General features: G+C 44.8%; 24 protein-coding genes. 8 read left to right on the top strand and 16 right to left on the bottom strand.

Translation table 11 applies throughout. The annotated features are described in order from the left end of the window. Positions 1-59: 59 nt before the first annotated feature. Positions 60-1010, top strand: a complete 951-nt coding sequence (hemF, locus tag B0680_RS01705) for an oxygen-dependent coproporphyrinogen oxidase (protein ID WP_078253329.1) — start codon at positions 60-62, stop codon at positions 1008-1010. 193 nt (positions 1011-1203) lie between these two features. Beyond that, entirely contained in the window at positions 1204-1689 is a 486-nt protein-coding gene (locus B0680_RS01700; protein ID WP_078253328.1) for a c-type cytochrome, read from the top strand. 142 nt (positions 1690-1831) lie between these two features. Here B0680_RS01700 and rplS read toward each other — a convergent pair whose 3' ends face one another. The 4 genes from rplS to rpsP form a co-directional block, all read right to left on the bottom strand. After that, on the bottom strand, positions 1832-2203 hold the full coding sequence (rplS, locus tag B0680_RS01695; protein ID WP_078253327.1) for a 50S ribosomal protein L19: 372 nt from the start codon (positions 2201-2203) through the stop codon (positions 1832-1834). A 135-nt stretch (positions 2204-2338) separates the two neighbouring features. Next, a complete protein-coding gene (gene trmD, locus B0680_RS01690) occupies positions 2339-3091 on the bottom strand; it encodes a tRNA (guanosine(37)-N1)-methyltransferase TrmD (RefSeq protein ID WP_078253326.1) in 753 nt (250 codons plus the stop codon). Positions 3092-3168: 77 nt separating this feature from the next. After that, complete coding sequence (gene rimM / locus B0680_RS01685) at positions 3169-3732, bottom strand: ribosome maturation factor RimM (RefSeq protein ID WP_228143731.1); 564 nt, start codon at positions 3730-3732, stop codon at positions 3169-3171. Between the two features lie 110 nt (positions 3733-3842). Next, complete coding sequence (rpsP, locus tag B0680_RS01680) at positions 3843-4091, bottom strand: 30S ribosomal protein S16 (protein WP_078253324.1); 249 nt, start codon at positions 4089-4091, stop codon at positions 3843-3845. Positions 4092-4330: 239 nt separating this feature from the next. Here rpsP and B0680_RS01675 point away from each other — a divergent pair, with 239 nt between their 5' ends. After that, positions 4331-5722, top strand: coding sequence for an ATP-binding protein (locus B0680_RS01675; RefSeq protein ID WP_078253323.1), 1392 nt, complete (start codon positions 4331-4333; stop codon positions 5720-5722). Positions 5723-5814: 92 nt separating this feature from the next. Here the strand turns inward: B0680_RS01675 and B0680_RS01670 are convergent, their stop codons facing one another. From B0680_RS01670 to B0680_RS01615, 12 genes are all read right to left on the bottom strand, one after another. Beyond that, positions 5815-7509: an ATP-binding protein gene (locus B0680_RS01670; RefSeq protein WP_078253322.1), complete on the bottom strand. Its 1695-nt coding sequence runs from the start codon at positions 7507-7509 to the stop codon at positions 5815-5817. 63 nt (positions 7510-7572) lie between these two features. Next, complete coding sequence (locus B0680_RS01665) at positions 7573-8265, bottom strand: response regulator (protein ID WP_407661990.1); 693 nt, start codon at positions 8263-8265, stop codon at positions 7573-7575. Positions 8266-8331: 66 nt separating this feature from the next. Then, positions 8332-8751, bottom strand: coding sequence for a F0F1 ATP synthase subunit epsilon (locus B0680_RS01660; protein ID WP_078253320.1), 420 nt, complete (start codon positions 8749-8751; stop codon positions 8332-8334). An 80-nt stretch (positions 8752-8831) separates the two neighbouring features. After that, positions 8832-10256 (bottom strand): F0F1 ATP synthase subunit beta, encoded by a 1425-nt coding sequence (gene atpD, locus B0680_RS01655; protein WP_078253319.1) that lies wholly within the window; start codon positions 10254-10256, stop codon positions 8832-8834. Between the two features lie 32 nt (positions 10257-10288). Beyond that, a complete protein-coding gene (gene atpG / locus B0680_RS01650; RefSeq protein WP_078253318.1) occupies positions 10289-11161 on the bottom strand; it encodes a F0F1 ATP synthase subunit gamma in 873 nt (290 codons plus the stop codon). 85 nt (positions 11162-11246) lie between these two features. Then, complete coding sequence (gene atpA, locus B0680_RS01645; protein ID WP_078253317.1) at positions 11247-12791, bottom strand: F0F1 ATP synthase subunit alpha; 1545 nt, start codon at positions 12789-12791, stop codon at positions 11247-11249. Between the two features lie 34 nt (positions 12792-12825). Continuing rightward, the gene (locus B0680_RS01640) at positions 12826-13374 is read right to left on the bottom strand and encodes a F0F1 ATP synthase subunit delta (protein ID WP_078253316.1); all 549 of its coding nucleotides are present in this window, start codon (positions 13372-13374) and stop codon (positions 12826-12828) included. Between the two features lie 12 nt (positions 13375-13386). Next, entirely contained in the window at positions 13387-13854 is a 468-nt protein-coding gene (locus tag B0680_RS01635; protein WP_078253315.1) for a F0F1 ATP synthase subunit B, read from the bottom strand. A 91-nt stretch (positions 13855-13945) separates the two neighbouring features. After that, on the bottom strand, positions 13946-14191 hold the full coding sequence (gene atpE, locus B0680_RS01630; protein ID WP_078253314.1) for a F0F1 ATP synthase subunit C: 246 nt from the start codon (positions 14189-14191) through the stop codon (positions 13946-13948). A 51-nt stretch (positions 14192-14242) separates the two neighbouring features. Then, positions 14243-15112: a F0F1 ATP synthase subunit A gene (gene atpB / locus B0680_RS01625; protein ID WP_078253313.1), complete on the bottom strand. Its 870-nt coding sequence runs from the start codon at positions 15110-15112 to the stop codon at positions 14243-14245. A 404-nt stretch (positions 15113-15516) separates the two neighbouring features. Next, on the bottom strand, positions 15517-15918 hold the full coding sequence (locus B0680_RS01620; protein ID WP_158078286.1) for an ATP synthase subunit I: 402 nt from the start codon (positions 15916-15918) through the stop codon (positions 15517-15519). A 99-nt stretch (positions 15919-16017) separates the two neighbouring features. Next, positions 16018-16818: a metal ABC transporter substrate-binding protein gene (locus B0680_RS01615; RefSeq protein ID WP_228143730.1), complete on the bottom strand. Its 801-nt coding sequence runs from the start codon at positions 16816-16818 to the stop codon at positions 16018-16020. Between the two features lie 501 nt (positions 16819-17319). On the opposite strand from B0680_RS01615, the gene B0680_RS01610 reads away from it, so the two are divergent. The 5 genes from B0680_RS01610 to dksA all read left to right on the top strand — a co-directional run bounded on the left by B0680_RS01610 (position 17320) and on the right by dksA (position 20960). Next, complete coding sequence (locus tag B0680_RS01610) at positions 17320-17868, top strand: Fur family transcriptional regulator (protein WP_078253311.1); 549 nt, start codon at positions 17320-17322, stop codon at positions 17866-17868. Next, positions 17846-18607, top strand: a complete 762-nt coding sequence (locus tag B0680_RS01605) for a metal ABC transporter ATP-binding protein (protein ID WP_078253310.1) — start codon at positions 17846-17848, stop codon at positions 18605-18607. The genes B0680_RS01610 and B0680_RS01605 overlap by 23 nt, the downstream gene beginning before the upstream one ends. Before the next feature lie 6 nt (positions 18608-18613). Further along, positions 18614-19426 (top strand): metal ABC transporter permease, encoded by an 813-nt coding sequence (locus B0680_RS01600; protein WP_078253309.1) that lies wholly within the window; start codon positions 18614-18616, stop codon positions 19424-19426. A 114-nt stretch (positions 19427-19540) separates the two neighbouring features. Next, positions 19541-20392: a metallophosphoesterase gene (locus tag B0680_RS01595; protein ID WP_078253541.1), complete on the top strand. Its 852-nt coding sequence runs from the start codon at positions 19541-19543 to the stop codon at positions 20390-20392. 148 nt (positions 20393-20540) lie between these two features. Beyond that, positions 20541-20960: an RNA polymerase-binding protein DksA gene (gene dksA / locus B0680_RS01590; RefSeq protein WP_078253308.1), complete on the top strand. Its 420-nt coding sequence runs from the start codon at positions 20541-20543 to the stop codon at positions 20958-20960. Positions 20961-20966 lie beyond the last annotated feature (6 nt).

The following is a 20966-nucleotide window of genomic DNA, read 5'->3' as shown; positions in this document are numbered from 1 at the left end:
TAACCAAACACCATCAAGCATATTTTAAACATATTTTGAGAATATTACGGAAAAAACCAATGGAAAAGCAAATTGCCACTGTGCGTGAATTTTTATTAAGCCTACAAGACAATATCATCAAAGCACTTGAAAATCAAGAACATACAGGCGGTGTTGATGGTCGTAGCGACACCAAATTTATTGCCGATATCTGGGAGCGTCCCGAAGGCGGTGGCGGTCGCTCGTGCGTGTTTGCAGGCGGTCAAGTCATCGAAAAAGCCGGCGTGATGTTCAGCCACATTCACATCAATCAGATGCCAGCATCTGCTACCACTCGCCATCCACAGCTTGCCGGTGCAAAGGCGCAGGCGCTTGGCGTTTCGCTTGTCATCCACCCAAAAAATCCGTATGTACCAACAAGCCATGCCAATGTGCGCTTATTTGTCGCCACCCCAACCGATGGCGGTGCGCCGATTTGGTGGTTTGGCGGTGGCTTTGATTTGACGCCGTTTTATCCTGTATTGGGTGATGTCAAGCATTGGCACAAGGTAGCACATGACTTATGTCAGCCCTTTGGTGATGGTGTCTATGACAAATACAAAGCATGGTGCGATGAGTATTTTTATCTCAAGCATCGTGGCGAGTGCCGTGGCGTGGGCGGACTGTTTTATGATGATGTCAATACCGATAGCACGGGCTGGGATTTTGAGACTTGCTTTAAATTCATACAGGCGGTGGGTCAAGGCTATATCGATGGCATTGTACCGATTTTTGAAAATAACAAACACCGTGCCTATGGCGAGCGTGAACGCAATTTTCAGCTGTATCGTCGTGGTCGCTATGTTGAGTACAATTTGGTGTATGACCGTGGCACGCTGTTTGGCTTACAGTCCAATGGTCGCACCGAGTCGATTTTGGTCTCGATGCCACCACTGGCTGCATGGGAATATCGCTATGAGCCGACGGCAGGCACGCCTGAATTTGAGCTGACTGATTTTTATCTTAAGCCAAAAGACTGGCTGGCACTTTGATGTCTTGATTTGATGGCTTAGTTTGATAAAATCACTATTTATTGTTATTTTGTGCTTTTTTGGTTAAAAATACAGCTTTTTATTGATTTTTTGGGTACAATGGGAGCAATTTATCATCGCTCAAAGGTGATAAATTGTTATGCCACCGATATTGAGCAAATTGTGTATTCAATTCACCAAATAAGGAAGCCCCATGCTTAACAAAAAACTTGCACTTACTGCACTACTTGCATCAGCACTAGCCATCAGCGCTTGCAGCAAAACAGAAACCGCTGCTGCACCTGCGACAAACACCGCCGAAGCAGGCGCAAACCCTGTAGAAGCTCGTGAAAATCTAATGAAAGATTGGCGCCGTGCTAACGAAACCATGAAAGGTATGCTAGAAAATCCATCAAGCTTTGATGCGGCAACTTTCAAACAAAATGCTGACACCATCGCAAACAGCACCGCAGATATGTGGAAGCACTTTGAAGGCGATGCTGCCAAAGGCGGTGATGCACAAGATGCCATCTGGACTGATGCAGCAGCATTTAAAGCCGAAACTGAGAAATTCAACGCTGCTGCGGCCGCACTAGCGACCGCTGCTACGACCGCTCAATCAGCCGCCGATGTCGAAAAACAATTTGGCGAAATGGCAAGCACCTGTGGTTCATGCCATAAAGTCTATAAAAAAGACTGATTGCCTATCAGTAATCTACATTCCCATTGTGTTTGCACTTTGGGAATTTTTTTGTAATTACCAAACGCAATCACCAAAAAAACCTAAGCAAAAACCCCTAAGTGCAAACTTAGGGGTTTTGAACAATGGGCAATCAGCAAGATTACTCTGCGTCTTTACGCGCACCCAATTTTTCTTTGATACGAGCAGACTTACCTGAACGCTCACGCAGGTAGTAAAGCTTCGCACGGCGTACATCACCACGGCGTTTCACTTCAATGCTTGCGATTAGTGGTGAGTGTAGTTGGAATGCACGCTCAACGCCAACACCGCTTGAGATTTTACGCACGGTGAATGCTGAGTTTAGACCACGGTTACGCTTAGCGATAACCACGCCTTCGAACGCTTGCAGACGCTCACGGTCACCTTCACGAACTTTTACTTGGACGACAACAGTGTCACCTGGTGCAAAAGATGGATGGTCTTTTAGTTGTGCATTTTCAACAACTTGTACTAGTGGATGTTTGTTGCTCATGGAAATTCTCCAATTATCATGGCATAGGCTAAAAAGTCTTTTTTATTAATCTTGTGATTAATCATGGTTAAAAGACCGCATACCATCGTTACATAAAGCGTCAATTGACGCAGCGCCTGAACCACACAGGCAAAATCAATCTTTCAAGTCTTTGAGCCACTTGAGTTGCTGTTTGGCGGGGCTAAATTTTGCCCACAAATCAGGTCGGCGCGCTTGAGTGCGTTTGACCTGCTCCAAAAATCGCCATTTGGCAATATTGGCATGATGACCCGATAACAGCACATCAGGCACGGTATCGCCATGAAAATCAAGCGGTTTGGTATAGTGCGGACAATCCAGCAAGCCATCAACAAAGGAATCTTGCAGAGCGGACAAGTCATCACCCATCACCTGTGGCAGTCTGCGTATCACACTATCCATGACCACCATCGCAGGTAGCTCACCGCCTGTCAGCACATAATCACCGATGGATATTTCGGCATCGACATAGCGCTTAAGCAGTCGCTCATCAATCCCTTCATAACGACCGCATAACAAAATCATGCCGTCTAATGACGCCATCTGCACCACGCTCGGTTCATCAAGCTGTTTGCCTTGTGGGGATAAATACACCACAGGGCACGCACCATCATCAACTCGGCATCCAGCTTGTCGTGCCAAGTCTTTGGCGTGCAAAATCGCCTTTTCAAGCGGTTCTGCCATCATTACCATACCCGGTCCGCCACCAAAGGGACGCTCATCAATACGGCGATAATTATCTGTTGTAAAATCTCTAGGATTAATCAGCGCAACGCTTGCCTGCTGTCGTTTGATGGCCCGCCCCACGACCCCAAAATCGGTCATCGCAGTGAACATCTCAGGCAAAATACTGATGACAGCAAAAAACACGGCAGTTGGCTTATCCTAAGTTTGGTTAACTGGTAAGTCTTGACGGCTGTCTTAATCAGCCTATGACAATCACACTTTTAGTAATCAGCGCCCCATGCCACGAGCATGGTTTTGGCTGACAAATCCACCGATAGCACCACATCACGATGCCACGGGATTAGGCGCTCTTCGGTATCAATACTGTCAGCAGTTGGCTTGACAGAAATAATCTCATGCGCACCTGTTTCAAACATCTCTTTGATTACGCCAAGATTTTCACCTTGCTCGTTAATCACAGTCAGTCCAATCAAATCTGACCAATAATACTCATCGTCGCCAAGCTCGGGAAAGCTGTCTTTGGACACCCAAATGGTCGTGCCATTCATGGTTTCAGCGATATTGCGATCAGCAATCTCTTCAAAGCAAGCAACCAAGCCTTGACCTTGAGTACGCCAGTCTTTGACGGTTAATGGCTTAAATCCTGTGGCTGTTTTCATCCACCATGGCGACATCTCAAAAATACCTGAGCGTTCGTCGGTTTCGCTAAACACCCAAAGCCAGCCTTTGATGCCGTAGGGTTTTTTTAGCGTAGCAATCTTGACCAATGTCGATGCATCTGGTGCGCTACTTTGACGAGATAAATTCGGTTTTGAAACAGTCACGATTTGGCTTATTTTATAAAAACAATAGGATTTGACAGCACAAAACGGCTTACACCCTGCATACAAGCTCATGCCTGTGATGGTGCAAACCGTTGGGACAAAATTGCGAATTAAGCAGCTTTGTTCAATGCTTTAACCAATGAAGCAACGCGGTCAGTTGGCTGTGCGCCTTTTGCAATCCACGCATTGTAAGCTTCTAGGTCGATACGAGTTTCAACTTCTTGACCACGAGCTAGTGGGTTGAAGAAACCGATTTTTTCGATAAAGCGACCGTCACGTGCTGCACGCTTGTCAGCAACAACGACTTGATAAAATGGACGCTTTTTTGAACCGCCACGGGCTAGACGAATAACTACCATGATAACTCTCTTTAAAAGTTTAAAAACAAAAAAAATAATTTGTGCAAGAATTAGAGCATGATACAGATTCGATGAAGTTGAGGATGAGCCGTTTACGAACCTGAACCACTAAAAGGCGTTAATTATAGCAAGGATTTTGTCATCTTTAAAGTAAAAATTTGCTTTTTTGGCAAATAATCTACATTTTTGCTACAAAAGCTGTGATACAATGGCGATAACAGGTTATTGGCAGATTTTTTATGAATAAAACTTTGCGACATATTTTATCAAAATTGCACTATCGCCTATATTCGAATACACTACAGACTGTTGCCATCGTGTTTTTTATTGTCTTTGTCAGTGTGTCGCTGTCAATTTGGTTATTTTGGCGTAGTCTGTATCTGCCAGAGCTCAAAAATCATGCCAGCTATCTAGCCAGTGAAATCAAGCTGTTAACTTCTGCTAAACAAGAATGGCGTGACAATCCCGAGCTTGTGGCTTGGCTCAAAGAAAATACGCACATAGAAATCATTGATAATCCTGCTGAATTTCCTGACGTGACCGACAAAGCCATCATCACCAACATCACGCAAATCATCGCAGATGAAGTGGGACGCTCATTGGGTCGTGAAGTTCAAGTGTATTTTAAGTTCAAGCCATCGCCAAAGCTCTGGATTCAAGACAGTGCCAATCCGCACATCTGGATTCGTGAGCCGATGATGCACTATTCGCAGTACAGTACAGGGGTGCTGGTTGGTTTTGTGTTTGGCATTCCTTTTTTGACTATGCTGACCATTTGGGTGCTGATTCGTGGCTTAAACCGCCCACTCAAGCGACTTGAGCGTGCTGCCAATGACTATATCACTCAAGGTCATGCAACAACACTGCCAACGCAAACAGGTCAAAGCGAAATCCGCCAAGTCAATACTGCATTTAACCGCCTATTCACCACGCTCAACCAAGCCCAAAAAGAGCGTACCATCATGCTAGCAGGCATCAGTCATGACCTACGCACCCCACTGACTCGGATGCGTCTGACTGCTGAGATGCTACCGGATGAGTTTTTTCGCGAAGGTTTGGTCTATGACATCGAAGACATGGATGCGATTTTGGAGCAGTTTATTTCATTTATGAAAGATGGCTCAGACGAGCCTGTCAAGCCGACCAATTTGGATGTGATTTTTAAGGAAATCATGATTCAATTTGCAGATACCCGCTTTATTTATGAATCCACCATTAATCAGCCATTGCCTGTCCGCCCTTTATCCATCAAGCGTCTGATTGTCAATTTGGTGAATAATGCCATTCGCTATGGTGAGCAGCCTATTCACTTGTCAGCGACGATATTGCCGCCTGATGATAATGAAGAAGAGGCGCACCCAACCCTAGTTATTTGTGTCCGAGATGAGGGTGATGGCGTCGCCGAAGATCAGCTTGAGCGTATCATGCAGCCTTTTGAACGAGGTGAATCCGCTCGCACCACACAAGGTAGTGGACTTGGACTTGCTATCGTCAGCCGTATTGCTCGCCTACATCAAGGGGAGGTTGAGGCAATCAATCACCCATCGGGCGGTCTGCAAGTCTGCGCCAAGATTCCTTTGATGACACAATTAATCCAAAAAGCTCAGCCATCAAGCTTACAACCTGACTAAAATCGACTAAGAAATGGTTTCTTAATTGATTAATTATTTGAAAAATAAATTCACAAAAAAAAAACGGCTTGTAGGTTTTACAAGCCGTTTTTTTATAGGCCACTGGATTGCTGAATAGTTTTTTCGACACGTTCTTGGGTAAGCTCATCTGCCAAAATGGTAACGCCCACTTGCTTGATTGGCCACACCATCATAAATCGCGCACCATGCAGGCTTGGACTTTCATCCACTGACAATGTCGCATTAAACCAAAAAGCAATACGACTCACAATCGATAAACCCAAGCCATAACCGCCCGATGCACGGGTGCGACTGTCATCAAGACGGGCAAACGGGATAAAGACTTTTTCACGATCTTCTTCGGCAATGCCTTGACCATTATCTTCTACACAAATAAATGCCATACCTTTATCCACCCCTGCCGACACCATGACAGTATCTTCGGCATAACGTAAGGCATTACCCACCAAATTTTGTACCACACGATGCAGATATCGACGATCCGCCATGGCAAATATCTTGGGCGATGGTAGTTGGCTGACGATATTAATTGGCTTACCCAATGCCTTAGTTTCACGCTCAATCTGCTCAAGCAGTTCACGCAAATTGACCATTTCCCAATCCAGCTTTGGCGAGCCTTCTTCTAGCTTGGCATAGGTCAAAATCTCATCAATCAATTCATCCAACGATTCGATATCATCATCGATATAGTTTTTTTGGAGCTGACGAGAATCGGCATCATCGGTATCAGCAAGCATATCCACCGCAAAGCGAATACGAGCCACCGGCGTACGCAGTTCATGCGATACCGCACGAGTCAGTTCACGCTGTGATTCAATCAGCCGCTTGATGTGTGCCGTCATCGCATTGAATGTCGTCGTCAAGCGAGCAATATCATCATTACCAACCACTTGCACCTTAGTATCAAGATTACCTTCAGAAACTCGGTCAACACCAACTTGTAGTAGTCGCAAGCGCCGCTCAAGTGGGAAAATCAAGCCATAAACCCCAAGCCCAATCAGCAGCATACAAATCAATACGACACTAGCCAACAGATTAAATGGAAACCATTTAAACAGTGATACAGGCCCGATGACAATCACACGACCTTCGACATCCGATGGCGCAATCACGGTAATCACCGAGTTTTGGACACTACCCCCTTCTTCATAGACGATCACAGGATCGTCACGGCGAAGGCGTTCGATTTGATCTTGATCAAGATTAATATCAGCAATCGATTGTAGGTTGATTGGGAACGAAAATTTTTGACTCAAAAAATCCAGACGTTGACGCTTGGAATCCAGCGTCTGATAATAAGATAAATCATCAAGCAAAAAAATCGCCAAAGCTCGCACTTGTCGCTCACCAACTTGCTGCACACGAACGGTCAAAAGCTGATTTTCACCTGCGATACGATGATAAATCGTGTACTCATTGGTAGCATGGTCATAGCGAACGACGGTCTTTTCTTGCTCAAGGCGTCTCAGCTCACGTGATTTTAGATCAACACTATCAGCAGGGACGACCGAAAATGCACTACCAAACAAACGACTAGCATCATCTAGCCAATATGTCCGTGCAGATTCGGAAGTCTGATTGGTTACGCCTTGACCAATCAAATAAAACACGCCTGTTGCAACAGTCTCACGGTAGCTTTGGACACGCTCTTGGTTGAGTGTATCCACCAATAGATAAGCAAAAAAAGCCACACAAACGCAGACTAATAAAAGTCCTGCATATATTCTAAAAAATATACTTCGTTCATTGAGCGTAACACGAGACATGGCACAACCTAACTACAAAAATAAAAGCCAGCAAAATGCCAGCTTTTAGTTCAAACAAAGGCATTAGTTGCCTTCTTTGACAAATAGATATCCTTTACTGCGAACAGTTTTGATGCGCTTTGGATTCTCTGGATCGTCACCGATTTTTGGACGAATACGAGAAATACGCACATCAATTGAACGGTCTTGACCATCATATTCGATACCACGAAGACGTTCAAAGATATCTTCACGAGACAAAATACGACCAGCATTAGAAGCCAATAGCCATAGCAAGTCATATTCAGCACTGGTGAAGTCAACCAATTCATCATTAAGCGTGACTGAACGGCCACCATTGTCAATGACCAAATCGCCAAACTCAAGACGCTGCGGTGAATCATCAGTTGGTGCTGATTCAGAACGACGGAGCAAAGCACGAATACGAGCCAATAGTACACGAGGCTGAACAGGTTTGGCGACGTAGTCATCCGCACCCATCTCAAGACCTAGCACCTGATCCATATCGTCTGTGCGAGCAGTCAACATCAAAATCGGCTGCTGATAATGCGGACGAACTTCACGGCAGACCGTCAGACCATCGCTACCCGGTAGCATGACATCAAGCACAACCAAATCAGGCTGCTCACTGATAATACGACGAATCGCACGTGTACCATCAGTTTCCAAAGCAACATCCAAATCGTTGCGTCTTAGATAGTCTTGGGTGAGCATTGCCAATCTTTCATCATCTTCGACGATTAAGATTCTCGGCATACCTTCTTTTTCAGGAGTTGCAGTCATGATTGATCCTTAAAGCGGATTACTTAACTCATAAACCGATTAGGCACGGTTTTTGTACTTTTGAATGGTTTGTAGCTGAGCCACAGATTCTGCTAATGCAGCTAATGCAGCGTTTGTTTGTAGCGTGTCAGACTGATTGACAAGCATTTGCTCTGCCGCACGGCGAGCTTCAGCAATCTTAGCTTCATCAAGATCTTTAGCTCGATCAGCACTATCAGCTAGGACAGTTACTACATTTGGTTGAACTTCTAGCACACCACCTGAAACATAGATAACTTCTTCAGATGTGCCATCAGCTGATTTTAGACGCATTGCACCTGGTTTTAAAAGCGTGATTAATGGCGTATGACCTGCCAAAATACCGATTTCACCACCATGACCCGATGCGATTAGCATGCTAACATCGCCAGAATACAACTCTTCGCGAGCACTTACAACTCGGCATTTAAAAGTTGCCATGATAATCTCCCATAATAACTAGGAACGGTTCTAAGTTGAATCAGATGACTGCACATAGGCAATCATCTGATTTGGCACAATTATGCAGCTTTAAGTTTTTCAGCTTTTGCAACTGCTTCTTCGATGCCACCAACCATGTAGAACGCTTGTTCTGGCATATGGTCGTATTCACCTTCGATAATCGCTTTAAAGCCAGCGATGGTGTCGCGAAGTGCAACATACTTACCAGGTGCGCCAGTAAATACTTCGGCAACGTGGAATGGCTGTGACAAGAAACGCTGAATCTTACGAGCACGATAAACAACCAGTTTATCTTCTTCAGACAATTCATCCATACCCAAGATGGCGATGATGTCTTTTAGCTCTTTGTAGCGTTGTAGAACTTCTTGCACGCCACGAGCGACGTTGTAGTGCTCTTCACCAATCACTTGTGGGTCAAGCTGACGAGAAGTAGAATCTAGTGGGTCAACCGCAGGATAGATACCTTGTGAAGCGATGTCACGGCTCAAAACAACTGTTGCATCCAAGTGAGCGAATGTCGTCGCTGGTGATGGGTCAGTCAAGTCGTCCGCAGGAACATAAACCGCTTGTACAGAAGTAATAGAGCCTGATTGAGTAGAAGTAATACGCTCTTGTAGCGCACCCATCTCTTCAGCCAATGTTGGCTGATAACCTACCGCTGATGGCATACGACCTAGAAGTGCTGATACTTCGGTACCTGCTAGGGTATAACGATAGATGTTGTCGACGAACAACAGAACGTCACGGCCTTTACCAGTCGCTTCGTCTTTTTCGTCACGGAAGTATTCTGCCATAGTCAGACCAGTCAAAGCAACACGCAGACGGTTTCCTGGTGGCTCGTTCATCTGACCATAAACCATTGCTACTTTAGACTTAGTGAAGTCTTCGGTATTAACAACGCCAGCTTCTTGCATTTCGTGGTAGAAGTCGTTACCTTCACGGGTACGCTCACCAACACCAGCAAATACTGATAGACCAGAGTGTTTCAAGGCGATGTTGTTAATCAGCTCCATCATGTTAACGGTCTTACCAACACCAGCACCACCGAACAGACCAACTTTACCACCTTTAGCAAATGGGCATAGTAGGTCAATAACTTTAATACCAGTTTCTAGTAGCTCAGTTGAGTTTGATTGCTCATCATAGCTTGGTGCTTCACGGTGGATAGACCATTTTTCAGCTGCGTTAACAGGACCAGCTTCGTCAATTGGGCGACCCAAGACATCCATAATACGACCTAGTGTCGCTTGACCTACTGGTACAGAAATCGGTGCACCAGAGTTAGATACCGAAAGACCACGCTTAAGACCTTCAGTTGAGCCCATTGCGATGGTACGAACAACGCCATCACCAAGCTGTTGTTGCACTTCTAGTGTAGTTTCTGTGCCATCTACACTTAGTGCATCGTAAATTTGTGGTACTTGACCACGGTCAAATGCAACGTCAATAACCGCGCCAATAATCTGTACAATACGACCGCTCATTGCGTTCTCCTATTTTTCTATAATTTAGTCAATTAAGAAACAGCGGCAGCACCGCCAACGATTTCCGAAATCTCTCGGGTAATCGCCGCTTGACGCAGCTTGTTATAAACCAACTGTAGTTCTTTAATTAAGTTACCAGCATTATCTGTTGCTGCCTTCATTGCTACCATACGCGCTGATTGTTCTGATGCAATGTTTTCACGCACTGATTGATAAACAATCGATTCAATATAGCGCAATAGCAGGCTATCAATTAGCGTCTTGGTATCAGGCTCGTAGATATAATCCCAGCTATGTGCTTGTAGCTTAGCATCATCAAATTCTGCTTCTGCCAAAGGTACAATTTGCTCAGCTACTGGTTTTTGAGCCATTGCATTGATAAATTGGTTGTACACCAAATAAATGCGATCCAACTTACCATTTAGGTAGTCATCAAGCATCGCTTGAACTGGCGTGTTAATTTGCTCAAGTGATGGATTGTCACCGTAATCGGTTACGGCACAAGTTACTTTGCCACCAAAGTTTTTGAAAAATCCAACGCCTTTTGCACCAATAACAGCAAACTCAATCTCAACAGATTGCTCTTGATAACTTTTGACTTTTTTAAGCAAGTTTTTGAACAAGTTAATGTTCAAGCCACCTGCTAAGCCACGGTCAGAAGTAACCACCACAAAGCCAACACGATTGACAGGACGGCTTACCATATATGGGTGCTTGTAGTCCGATTGTGCCTGCACTAAATGCGAGATAACGCGACGCATACCGTCAGCATAAGGACGACCTGCTTCCATTCGCTCTTGAGCACGACGCATTTTACTGGCAGCCACCATTTGCATTGCACGAGTAATCTTCTGCGTGCTTTTAATGCTGGTTACTTTTGCACGAATTTCTTTTAAGCTTGCCATAGTTATTCCAATACTGGACTTATCTTAGAATGGGTTTATGGTGCGTTAAAACAACGCTTAACACACCATATTGCTTGAATACAGCTTAGAAGCTGTGTGATGCTTTGAACGCTTCAACTGCAGCTTTTAGACGACCTTCAATGTCATCATTGTAGTTAGCAGTTTCGTCGATTTCAGTCATCAATGCAGCGTGTTCGGTACGTAGATAACGTAGGAACGACTCTTCGAACGCGCCAATTTTTTCTACAGCAACATCAGCCAAATAGCCTTCGTTTGAAGCATAAATGACAGCTGCTTGGTCAGCGATAGACATTGGTGCGTATTGCTTTTGCTTCATTAGCTCAGTTACACGAACACCATGCTCTAGCTGTTGCTTGGTTGCATCATCAAGGTCAGAAGCAAACTGAGCAAACGCTGCTAGTTCACGATACTGAGCTAGTGCAGTACGGATACCGCCTGATAGCTTTTTGATGATTTTGGTTTGCGCAGCACCACCAACACGAGATACCGAAATACCAGCGTTTACCGCAGGACGGATACCTGAGTTAAATAGGTTTGACTCTAGGAAAATCTGACCGTCAGTAATCGAAATTACGTTTGTTGGTACGAATGCAGAAACGTCACCAGCTTGGGTTTCAATGATAGGCAATGCGGTCAAAGAACCAGTTTTGCCTTTTACTTCGCCATTGGTGAATGCTTCAACATAGTCAGCATTGACACGTGACGCACGCTCTAGTAGGCGTGAGTGTAGATAGAATACGTCACCTGGATATGCTTCACGTCCTGGTGGACGACGTAGTAGCAATGAAATTTGACGATAAGCAACCGCTTGTTTTGACAGATCGTCATATACAATCAGTGCATCTTCACCACGATCACGGAAGTATTCGCCCATTGTACAGCCTGAATAAGGCGCGATGTACTGTAGTGCAGCAGGCTCAGAAGCAGATGCAACAACAACAGTCGTATATGCCAATGCACCAGTCTCTTCTAGCTTACGCACAACGTTTGCGATGGTTGAACGCTTTTGACCAACGGCAACATACACACACTTGATGCCAGAATCTTTTTGAGCGATGATCGCATCGATTGCTAGTGCAGTTTTACCGGTTTGGCGGTCACCAATGATTAGCTCACGCTGACCACGACCGATCGGAATCATGGTATCTACTGCTTTATAGCCAGTCATTACAGGCTCATCGACTGATTGACGAGCAATAACGCCTGGTGCGATTTTTTCAACTTTATCAGTGAGTTTCGCATTGATTGGGCCTTTACCATCGATTGGGTTACCCAAAGCGTCAACGACACGACCTAGAAGTTCTGGTCCAACTGGAACTTCCAAAATACGGCCTGTGCAATAAGCTTTTTGACCTTCTTGCAGGCTTAGATATTCACCCAGTACAACTGCACCGACTGAATCTTGTTCAAGGTTAAGTGCCATACCATAGACACCGCCTTCAAACTCGATCATCTCGCCATACATTGCCTCTTCTAGGCCATGAATCTGCACAATACCATCAGAGACACTGACGATAACGCCTTCAGTTTTTGCAGTTGCGCCTACGTCAAGGTCTTGAATACGCTGCTTAATCAGATTGCTGATTTCGGCTGGATTCAATTGTTGCATTGCCTTGTTTCCTTTAAATTAGACAGCCGACCGCTTACGCAGTTAGCTGAGTCTTTAATTGTTTTAACTTGCCACGCACTGAGCCATCAGTAAACTTGTCGCCCACTTTAATCGTCGCCCCACCAAGTAGCTCTGGATCGACTTCTTCATGCAAGATAACGATAGAGCCTGTCGAGATAGCAAGACGTTCTTGCAGGTTTTTACGCTGGGCTTCTGTTAGCGGATAGGCTGAAGTAACGTAAGCGTCAACCTGTTTTAGCTCTTGTGATTTTAGCTTACTGTAAAGCGCATGAATTTCTGGCAATAGCGCCAAACGGTCATGCTCTGCTAGCTGTTTGGTAAAATTACCCAACGCTTGAGAAGCTTCTTCTGCTGATAGTTTATTGCAGGCATCAATCAAAATCTCTGCCTTTTGATCTGCAGAAATGGCTGGATTGCTTAGTAGTGAAGCAAAGTCTTCATTACGCACAATACTGCTTGCAACTGACAAATAGGTTTCCCAGTTGTTAATTGCATTTTGCTCTTTAGCGTAGTCAAATGCTGCTTTGGCATATGGTCTTGCTAAGGTAGATAGTTCAGCCATGTTATCCTCTAATTACAGCTTAGCCGCCAACTGGTCAAGCATGCTGGCGTGTTCTTGTTCATTGACTTTGTCTTGCAAAATCTTTTCTGCACCTAACACAGCCAATTGAGCGACTTGCTTACGAAGCTGATCACGAGACTGAGCAACTTCTTGCTCGATAGTTGCGTGTGCTTGTGCAATGATGCGCTCGCCTTCTAGGCGTGCTTGAGCTTTTGCATCTTCGATCATTTGGTTAGCGGTTTTGTTTGCACGCTCAATGATAGAAGCTGCTTCGGTTTTTGCTGCGGCAAATTCTTGTTCGATTTGCTTATCAGCAGAAGCTAGGTCTGCTTTCGCTTTTTCTGCGGCAGTTAAGCCGTCTTGGATTTTTCTTTGACGCTCATTAATCGCGCCGATCAGTGGCGGCCATACGAATTTCATGCAAAATAGCACAAAAATCGCAAACGCAATCATCTGACCGATAATGGTAGAATTGATCATCCAATCACCTCGTTGTTAGTGAAAGTCAGGTGATACCCACCTTTGCTTGAGTGATCAATACAAAGGTGGTCGTTAAACTGACGGTTTCAGCTTATGCGAATGGGTTGGCGAACAATAGTAGCATTGCGATACCAACACCGATCATTGGTACGGCGTCAAGTAGACCAGCTACGATAAACATTTTGGTTTGTAGTTGTGAACCTAGTTCAGGCTGACGAGCGGTGCTTTCTAGGAATTTACCGCCTAGGATAGCGAAGCCGATACCTGTTGCTAGTGCACCTAGACCGATTAGTAGAGCTACTGCAAGTAGTGTGTACTGTGCGATTACTGGATCCATGATGTCTCCTTAATGACCTAAAATAAAAGGGTTAGTGAAAAAGTTTTCAAATTAATGTTCGGATTGTGCTGAAATCAACGACAGATATACAATCGTCAACATCATAAATACGAACGCCTGAAGAGTAATAACCAAAATATGGAAGATTGCCCAAGGTACACTCAATGCCCACTGAATCCAGAATGGCATCAATGCGATCAAGATAAAGATCAGCTCACCTGCGTACATGTTACCGAATAGACGCAGACCCAATGAGATTGGTTTTGCCAATAGAGTAACGATTTCTAGTACTAGGTTTACTGGGATTAGTACGGCTTGCAAAATTGGGTTTTTTGCACTAAATGGGTGCAAAGTAAATTCTGCAATAAAGCCGCCAATGCCTTTATACTTGATACCAAAACCGATGATTAGAAACAATACGCCAATCGCCATACCCAAAGTGATGTTTGGATCGGTTGTTGGTACAATCTTAAAGTAAACATGATGCGGATCATGACCCATAGCCGCACCGATTTGTTGTGCTAGTGATGGAATGAAGTCGATTGGCACAAGGTCCATCAAGTTCATCAAGAAAATCCACACAAAAATCGTAAGAGCCAATGGTGCGATCAGCTTTGATGGCCCATTGTATGATTCACGGACGCTATTGTCCACAAAATCTACAATCAGCTCAACAAACGCTTGCAACTTGCTTGGGACGCCTGAAGTCGCTTTGCGACCTACCGCCCAAAACAGTGCGCAAAAAAAGATACCCAAGCCAACTGACCATAGCATAGAATCCAGATGAATGGCACTAAAACCCATCTCAGCGGCTTCTTTTGCATCTGCTGCAACTTTCCAACCGTGCTCTGGGTGATTGCCATATGTCCAGTTGGTCAAATGGTGAGCAATATATTGTGAAGATGTCTGTTCGGCTGCCATAATAAGCTTCTTATTTTAACTCAAACAAAAGAAAGATTGGAGAAAATACGCCAAATCAAAAACGAAGTTACCATATCAACACATTCAATCCATTGTCACCAAAAAAACTATTTTTTGGAAATCCCATCTCGTAGATAAATCACCAAGCGATGTGTCTGACTTAGTGTGATACGATGATTAATGAGAGACTTGCCCAAACTGCGGCGAAGCTAAACAATAAATTGCATTTGTAACTAAATGAGTATATTACTTTAGTGTAGGCGATATGTAAAGAGCTAATGTGGTTTTTATTACTGAAATTTTGCAAATTTATGATGCTTTTTGATAAAAACAATGTTTTTTATTGGGTTTTTCTGATTTGGTAACATTTTGATGCAATTTTGGCTTGTTAGGCTTTAATTTAATCAGGTTTTTGTAAAAAACATCGTCACGCTATGTGCGATCATCATCAGCAAATAGCCAATAATAACAGCAATCACATTCGCCGTCGGCAAATATATAAAGGTAAACGCGAGTCCCACTAAAGTGATGAGCCATTTGGCCATCTGTCCTAGATACATATTAAGCATTATCTGCCGAGCATACCGAGCACCTGTCGTATGATATGCAATATAAGTAAAAGCACTTTGGGCGATGTAAGCCACGATACTACCCATCGCCATACCTTTGGCGATGGCATACTGAGCATCACCCATCACAAGACTTGTGATGACACCAATTACAATCACACCAAGTACGGCATAACTTTGGCGTTTTTGACGCTGATAGATAAGTGTCTGATGATTGCGCTTGGCGGGTTGGGTCATTATAAATGCCTTTAGAACCGATGGATTGGCCAATAAAAAATGACTTGGCAATTTACCAAGTCGTTGTATTATAAATAGCGTCATTTGCTTGGGCAAGTGTTATTTTGCATTCACACACTGCTGGATACTTGTCACAAGCATCTGCCATGCCCCGACAAAATCCGCTTCGCCACCGCTCATATCTTCTTGTTGGATGGTTATAGTCACATTGCCAAGCTTATTTTTGATACCATCTGACACAGGGCCTTGTGATACTAGGCACATATGCGGCGTTGGTCGTGTGCTATTAAGTAGCTTGAACTGGCTGGCTTTTGGGTTCAGGTGGTGGTCAGGTGTGAGTGCACCGGCAAATTTCAGCCCTGCTGATGACTCAAGATATTGATAAGCATCATGATACGCCCAATAAGATGCCGGCGCCGAGCCAGCAACTTTTGGCGTGGCTTCATCCATCGCTTCAATAAATGCTTGTGCATTTTTTTGGTATTCTTCTTTGGCATCAGGATTGGCATGACCATGAATGACGGCTAGTGCCATGACGATGGCTTTGGCGTTGGTTGGGTTTAGCCAAATATGCGGGTCTAGCGTATTCGGCTTGGCAGTACCGTCGATGTTACGCTGTGGATAGCGGGTAAAAGCATTGAACTGCAATAACGAGATGGCATTTGGCGCTTTATCAAGCGTCTTGACCAAATTTTGTTCCAAATCCGCCCCAAACCACACCACAAAATCACTGTCTTCGACAAGCTTGACTTTGCTTGGTGCAAGTGAGCCATGATGACCCACATCGCCCGCACCGAGCAGTACTTGTGCGTCATGATTACCCTGTGTGACGGCTTTTGACAGCAATGCCAACGGATAATTACTCACCGTCACCGTGCCTGCTTGGGCATAAGCTGTCATGGTCAATATCGCTGTCATTATTGTATATTTTAGTGTAGAAATCAGACGCACAAGGACACTCCTTTAAGTCGAACAAAGTAAATTAAATAACATCACATTGCCAATTTTATCATTAATGCCACCTTAAAAGATAGCCGTTTTTTGCTATGCACAATCTGCATATATCGGTATGGAAAATTTTCAATTTATATTCTTTTTGAAATGATATCATTTTTCAAATTTATTTTAGACTAAAAATTGTTCAAAATTTGAGCTACAAAGCATGAAAATTATATGTTATAATATTTCTATATACAAATTGTTAATGACTGCTTAATTTTTGAGCAAATGATTTACAATTATTAAACGAAACTATTGATTTTACTCATTGTGCCGATATTTGCAAAGCGCTTTATGTAGCTTATAATGTAACGAGTAGTAAGACGCCTTGGAAGATTATTCTATGGCGTTGTTTTTTGTGTTAAGTCGGCGACAGGTTGTATCATCGCCTTAAGGTTTTTTATGCAAGCCACTGTTTCATCTTCTCATTCTTGCCAACATCACCACCAACATGACGTCTATCATGGTCATGATAATGACCCTGCCAAGCGTATGCAAGACGCCAAAGACTATTGTTTAGAGCGTGGTGTACGATTTACCCCACTGCGTGAAGAAGTTTACGCCCTGATTTTGGCCGCTGATAAGCCAATGGGTGCATACGACCTAATCAGTGCCTTGCAGCTTAGTCGCCAAAATAGCAAAACTGCATCTATCGCTACCAAAAGCAAAAATATCGCACCACCGACCGTCTATCGCTCGCTTGAGTTTTTGTTGAACGAAGGCTTGATTCATCAGCTAAGCTCAATGAACGCCTATGTGCCATGCTGTCATCCACGCTCAAATCATGCGGCGGCATTTTTGATTTGCCGTGTGTGCGAAAAAGTCGAAGAATGTAGCAACCTACCTGTCAATGCCATGATGAACTTCGCCACCGATGATGCCAAATTCACCATCGAACGCAGTGTCATCGAGCTAAAAGGCGTCTGCCGTGACTGCCGACCTGCCGAATAACACATCGGTCGTGCTTGGCATTGACCAAGTCGGCTATCGTACTGCTGACGGTAGCCACTTGGTGCATGACATCACATTTGACATCAAAGCCGGTGAGATGATTAGTCTTATCGGCCCAAATGGCGCAGGTAAATCTACCCTTGTCAAGCTTATCTTGGGGCTACTTAAGCCCACCATAGGGCGTATCAATAAACAAACCAATCGCATCAGCTATGTGCCGCAACGCTTTAGCGTGCCAACAATTTTGCCACTGCGGGCGGTTGATTTGCTCGCTCAAGCCAATCGCAAACGCCTAAACGCCGACCAAAAAGCCTATATCTATGATAAGCTGTCCATCGAGCCACTGCTTGAGCGGCAAATGCATCACCTATCAGGCGGTGAAACTCAGCGTGTGCTATTGGCTCGTGCTTTGCTTGATAAGCCTGATTTACTTATCCTAGATGAACCCATGCAGGGGTTAGACCCCGAAAGCGAAGCTTGGCTGTATCAATTTTTGGATACTTTGCCGGATTTTTTGCAGTGTGCAATGCTTGTCGTGTCGCATGATTTGCACTGGGTGATGAAAGGCTCTCGGCGTGTGATTTGCCTGAACAAACACATCTGCTGTCAAGGCGTGCCTAGCCAAATCGCCATCTCGCCTGAATTTGTCCAATTATTCGGCTATCAAGCACCCTACATCCATCAACACACGCACTGTGAGCATCATCTTGACCATGATAACCACCATCACACGCACTGACGATTTATGACTGACTGGCTACCCATCATTGCCCCTGCTTGGATTGCAGGTACGCTCATCGCTCTACTGTCTGCACCGCTTGGCTGTTTGGTGCTGTGGCGTCGCATGGCGTTTTTTTCGGATACTTTGGCGCATGGGGCATTGCTTGGCGTGGCATTGGCATCGGCGCTCAGTCTGCCTGCTGATGTCGGTATCAGCGTTATCAGTGTGGTAGTGATACTTATCCTGACATTTATCAAAGATACTCGCCTGCCTAATGATGCCACACTTGCGGTGCTAGCATCGACGCTACTGTGTCTTGGGCTATTGACCCTAACTCAGCTCACTCAGCAACAGGCAAATGTGCTTGGTTTCTTATTCGGTAGCCTACTTGATGTGGACTGGGCAGACTTGCCACGACTTGCCCTACTCATTGTGCTTGGTCTGGTGATTTTGGCATCGATTTGGCAGGCGCAAGTCAAGCTTGCCACATCAGAAGCCCTTGCCCAAATCCAAGGTATCAATCCTGCGCATCAGCATCTGTTTTTTATGGGGCTATTGGCGGGCTTTTGTGCGGTGGCATTGCAAGCGGTTGGCAGTCTGTTGATTAGCGGTCTATTGATTTTGCCGGCGCTGATTGCTCGTTTGTACGCCAAATCCCCTGCCATGATGGTGCTATTTGCCATGATATTCGCCCAAATCGCCGTCACCGGTGGCGTGTGGGGCAGTATCTGGCTAGATATTCAAACTGGTCTTGCCATCGTGCTGATGCTGGCTGTTGGGTTTTTTGTATCGTTTACCGTACTCAAGCTTAGCGGTCGCATGGTTCAGCGTGGCTGATTGACCGCTTGTCTTGATTACGCTACACTGCCATCTTGATTTTAGCCTTGATTTTAACCTTGATGTCAATGAGTTAATCACACAGTGTATCACGACGACGAACCGCCCAAGCCGATGACCGATTTTAATTATCCACCTACCCATCTGACGACAAGCAAGCCAAGCTTTAGCATTGCTCAGATTTCTGATTTGCACCTATCAGGGCAAATCGGTCATGCGCCAAGCTATCAGCGATTTTTGCAAGTATTAAGCCTTGCTATTGATGATAAGCCTGATTTGCTACTCTTGACGGGCGATTTGGTCAATGACGGCAATAGCAGTGCGTATGATTGGCTATTTGAGCAGTTGTACGCCACACACCTACCCTTTGTCTGTATCGCTGGCAATCATGATGTGACGCATGAAATCGGCACAGGATTGCCCTTTGCCGAGCGGCAGCACATTCCCATCACGCCCGATGATAGGCTGTGTGATTGTCATAGCATGGATATCCGTGTCGGTGACTGCCTGTGGCGAGTGCTATTATTAAATAGCGCAGTCAATGGCGAGACACACGGCTCATTGCCACACGCATCGCTGGATTGGCTAGATAACGAGCTATACCATCATCCACACCCAACACTCATCGCCTTGCACCATCATCCTGTGCTGATGCGCTCGGCATGGATGGATGCGTATATTCTTGATAATAAAGAAGAATTTTGGCAGGTGCTACTCAAGCACCCCCACGCACACACGGTGCTGTGCGGTCATGTGCACCAAGCGCATGACATCCGCCCTTTTGCCCATCATCCTGTACGCCTACTGACCTGCCCATCGACCGACCGACAGTTTGCGCCATTTTGTGATGAATTTACCCTAGATGATGCCCCCGCTGGCTATCGCATGATACAGTTGAGCAACACAGCAACCCTATCAAGTTACATAAAAAATGTGCAAAATAGGCAACCAATTTTCCCCATTTGACAAAAAAGTATTGGCATTTGGACGATATTTTGTTAAATTAGGGCATTTTTATTTGAAAGATTATCAATTCGACTGATAAAATCATGCAAATTTTGCATGAATCAGCGAAACTTTTTCAACTCAACTCACCCATAAGGACTCACAGGGCATGAGCAACGCAACTACTTTTGCACCATACCAACCTGCCAAAGACGAAGACTATATGTCTGATGCACAATTGGCACACTTTCGCACCATTTTGACCAATTGGCGTGAAGAATTGGTGTCCGAAGCCGAGCGTACCAAACAACACATTCATGAAGAAACCAACACCATGCCGGACATCAATGACCGTGCTACCCAAGAAGAAGAATTTGCACTCGCTTTGCGTACTCGTGACCGTGAACGCAAGCTGATTCGCAAAATCGAAAAATCGTTGGCAGAGATTGAAACTGGCGATTATGGCTACTGTGAGACCTGTGGCACCGAAATCGGTCTGCGTCGCCTAGAAGCACGACCAACCGCCACCCAGTGCATTGATTGCAAGACTTTGTCTGAAATCAAAGAAAAGCAAAATCACGGTCAATAACTCATC

Source organism: Moraxella pluranimalium (genome assembly GCF_002014825.1).
GTDB classification, from domain to species: Bacteria; Pseudomonadota; Gammaproteobacteria; order Pseudomonadales; family Moraxellaceae; genus Moraxella; species Moraxella pluranimalium.
The sequence above is the reverse complement of the archived record's forward strand: the minus strand, read 5'-3'. Positions and strand labels throughout refer to the sequence as shown.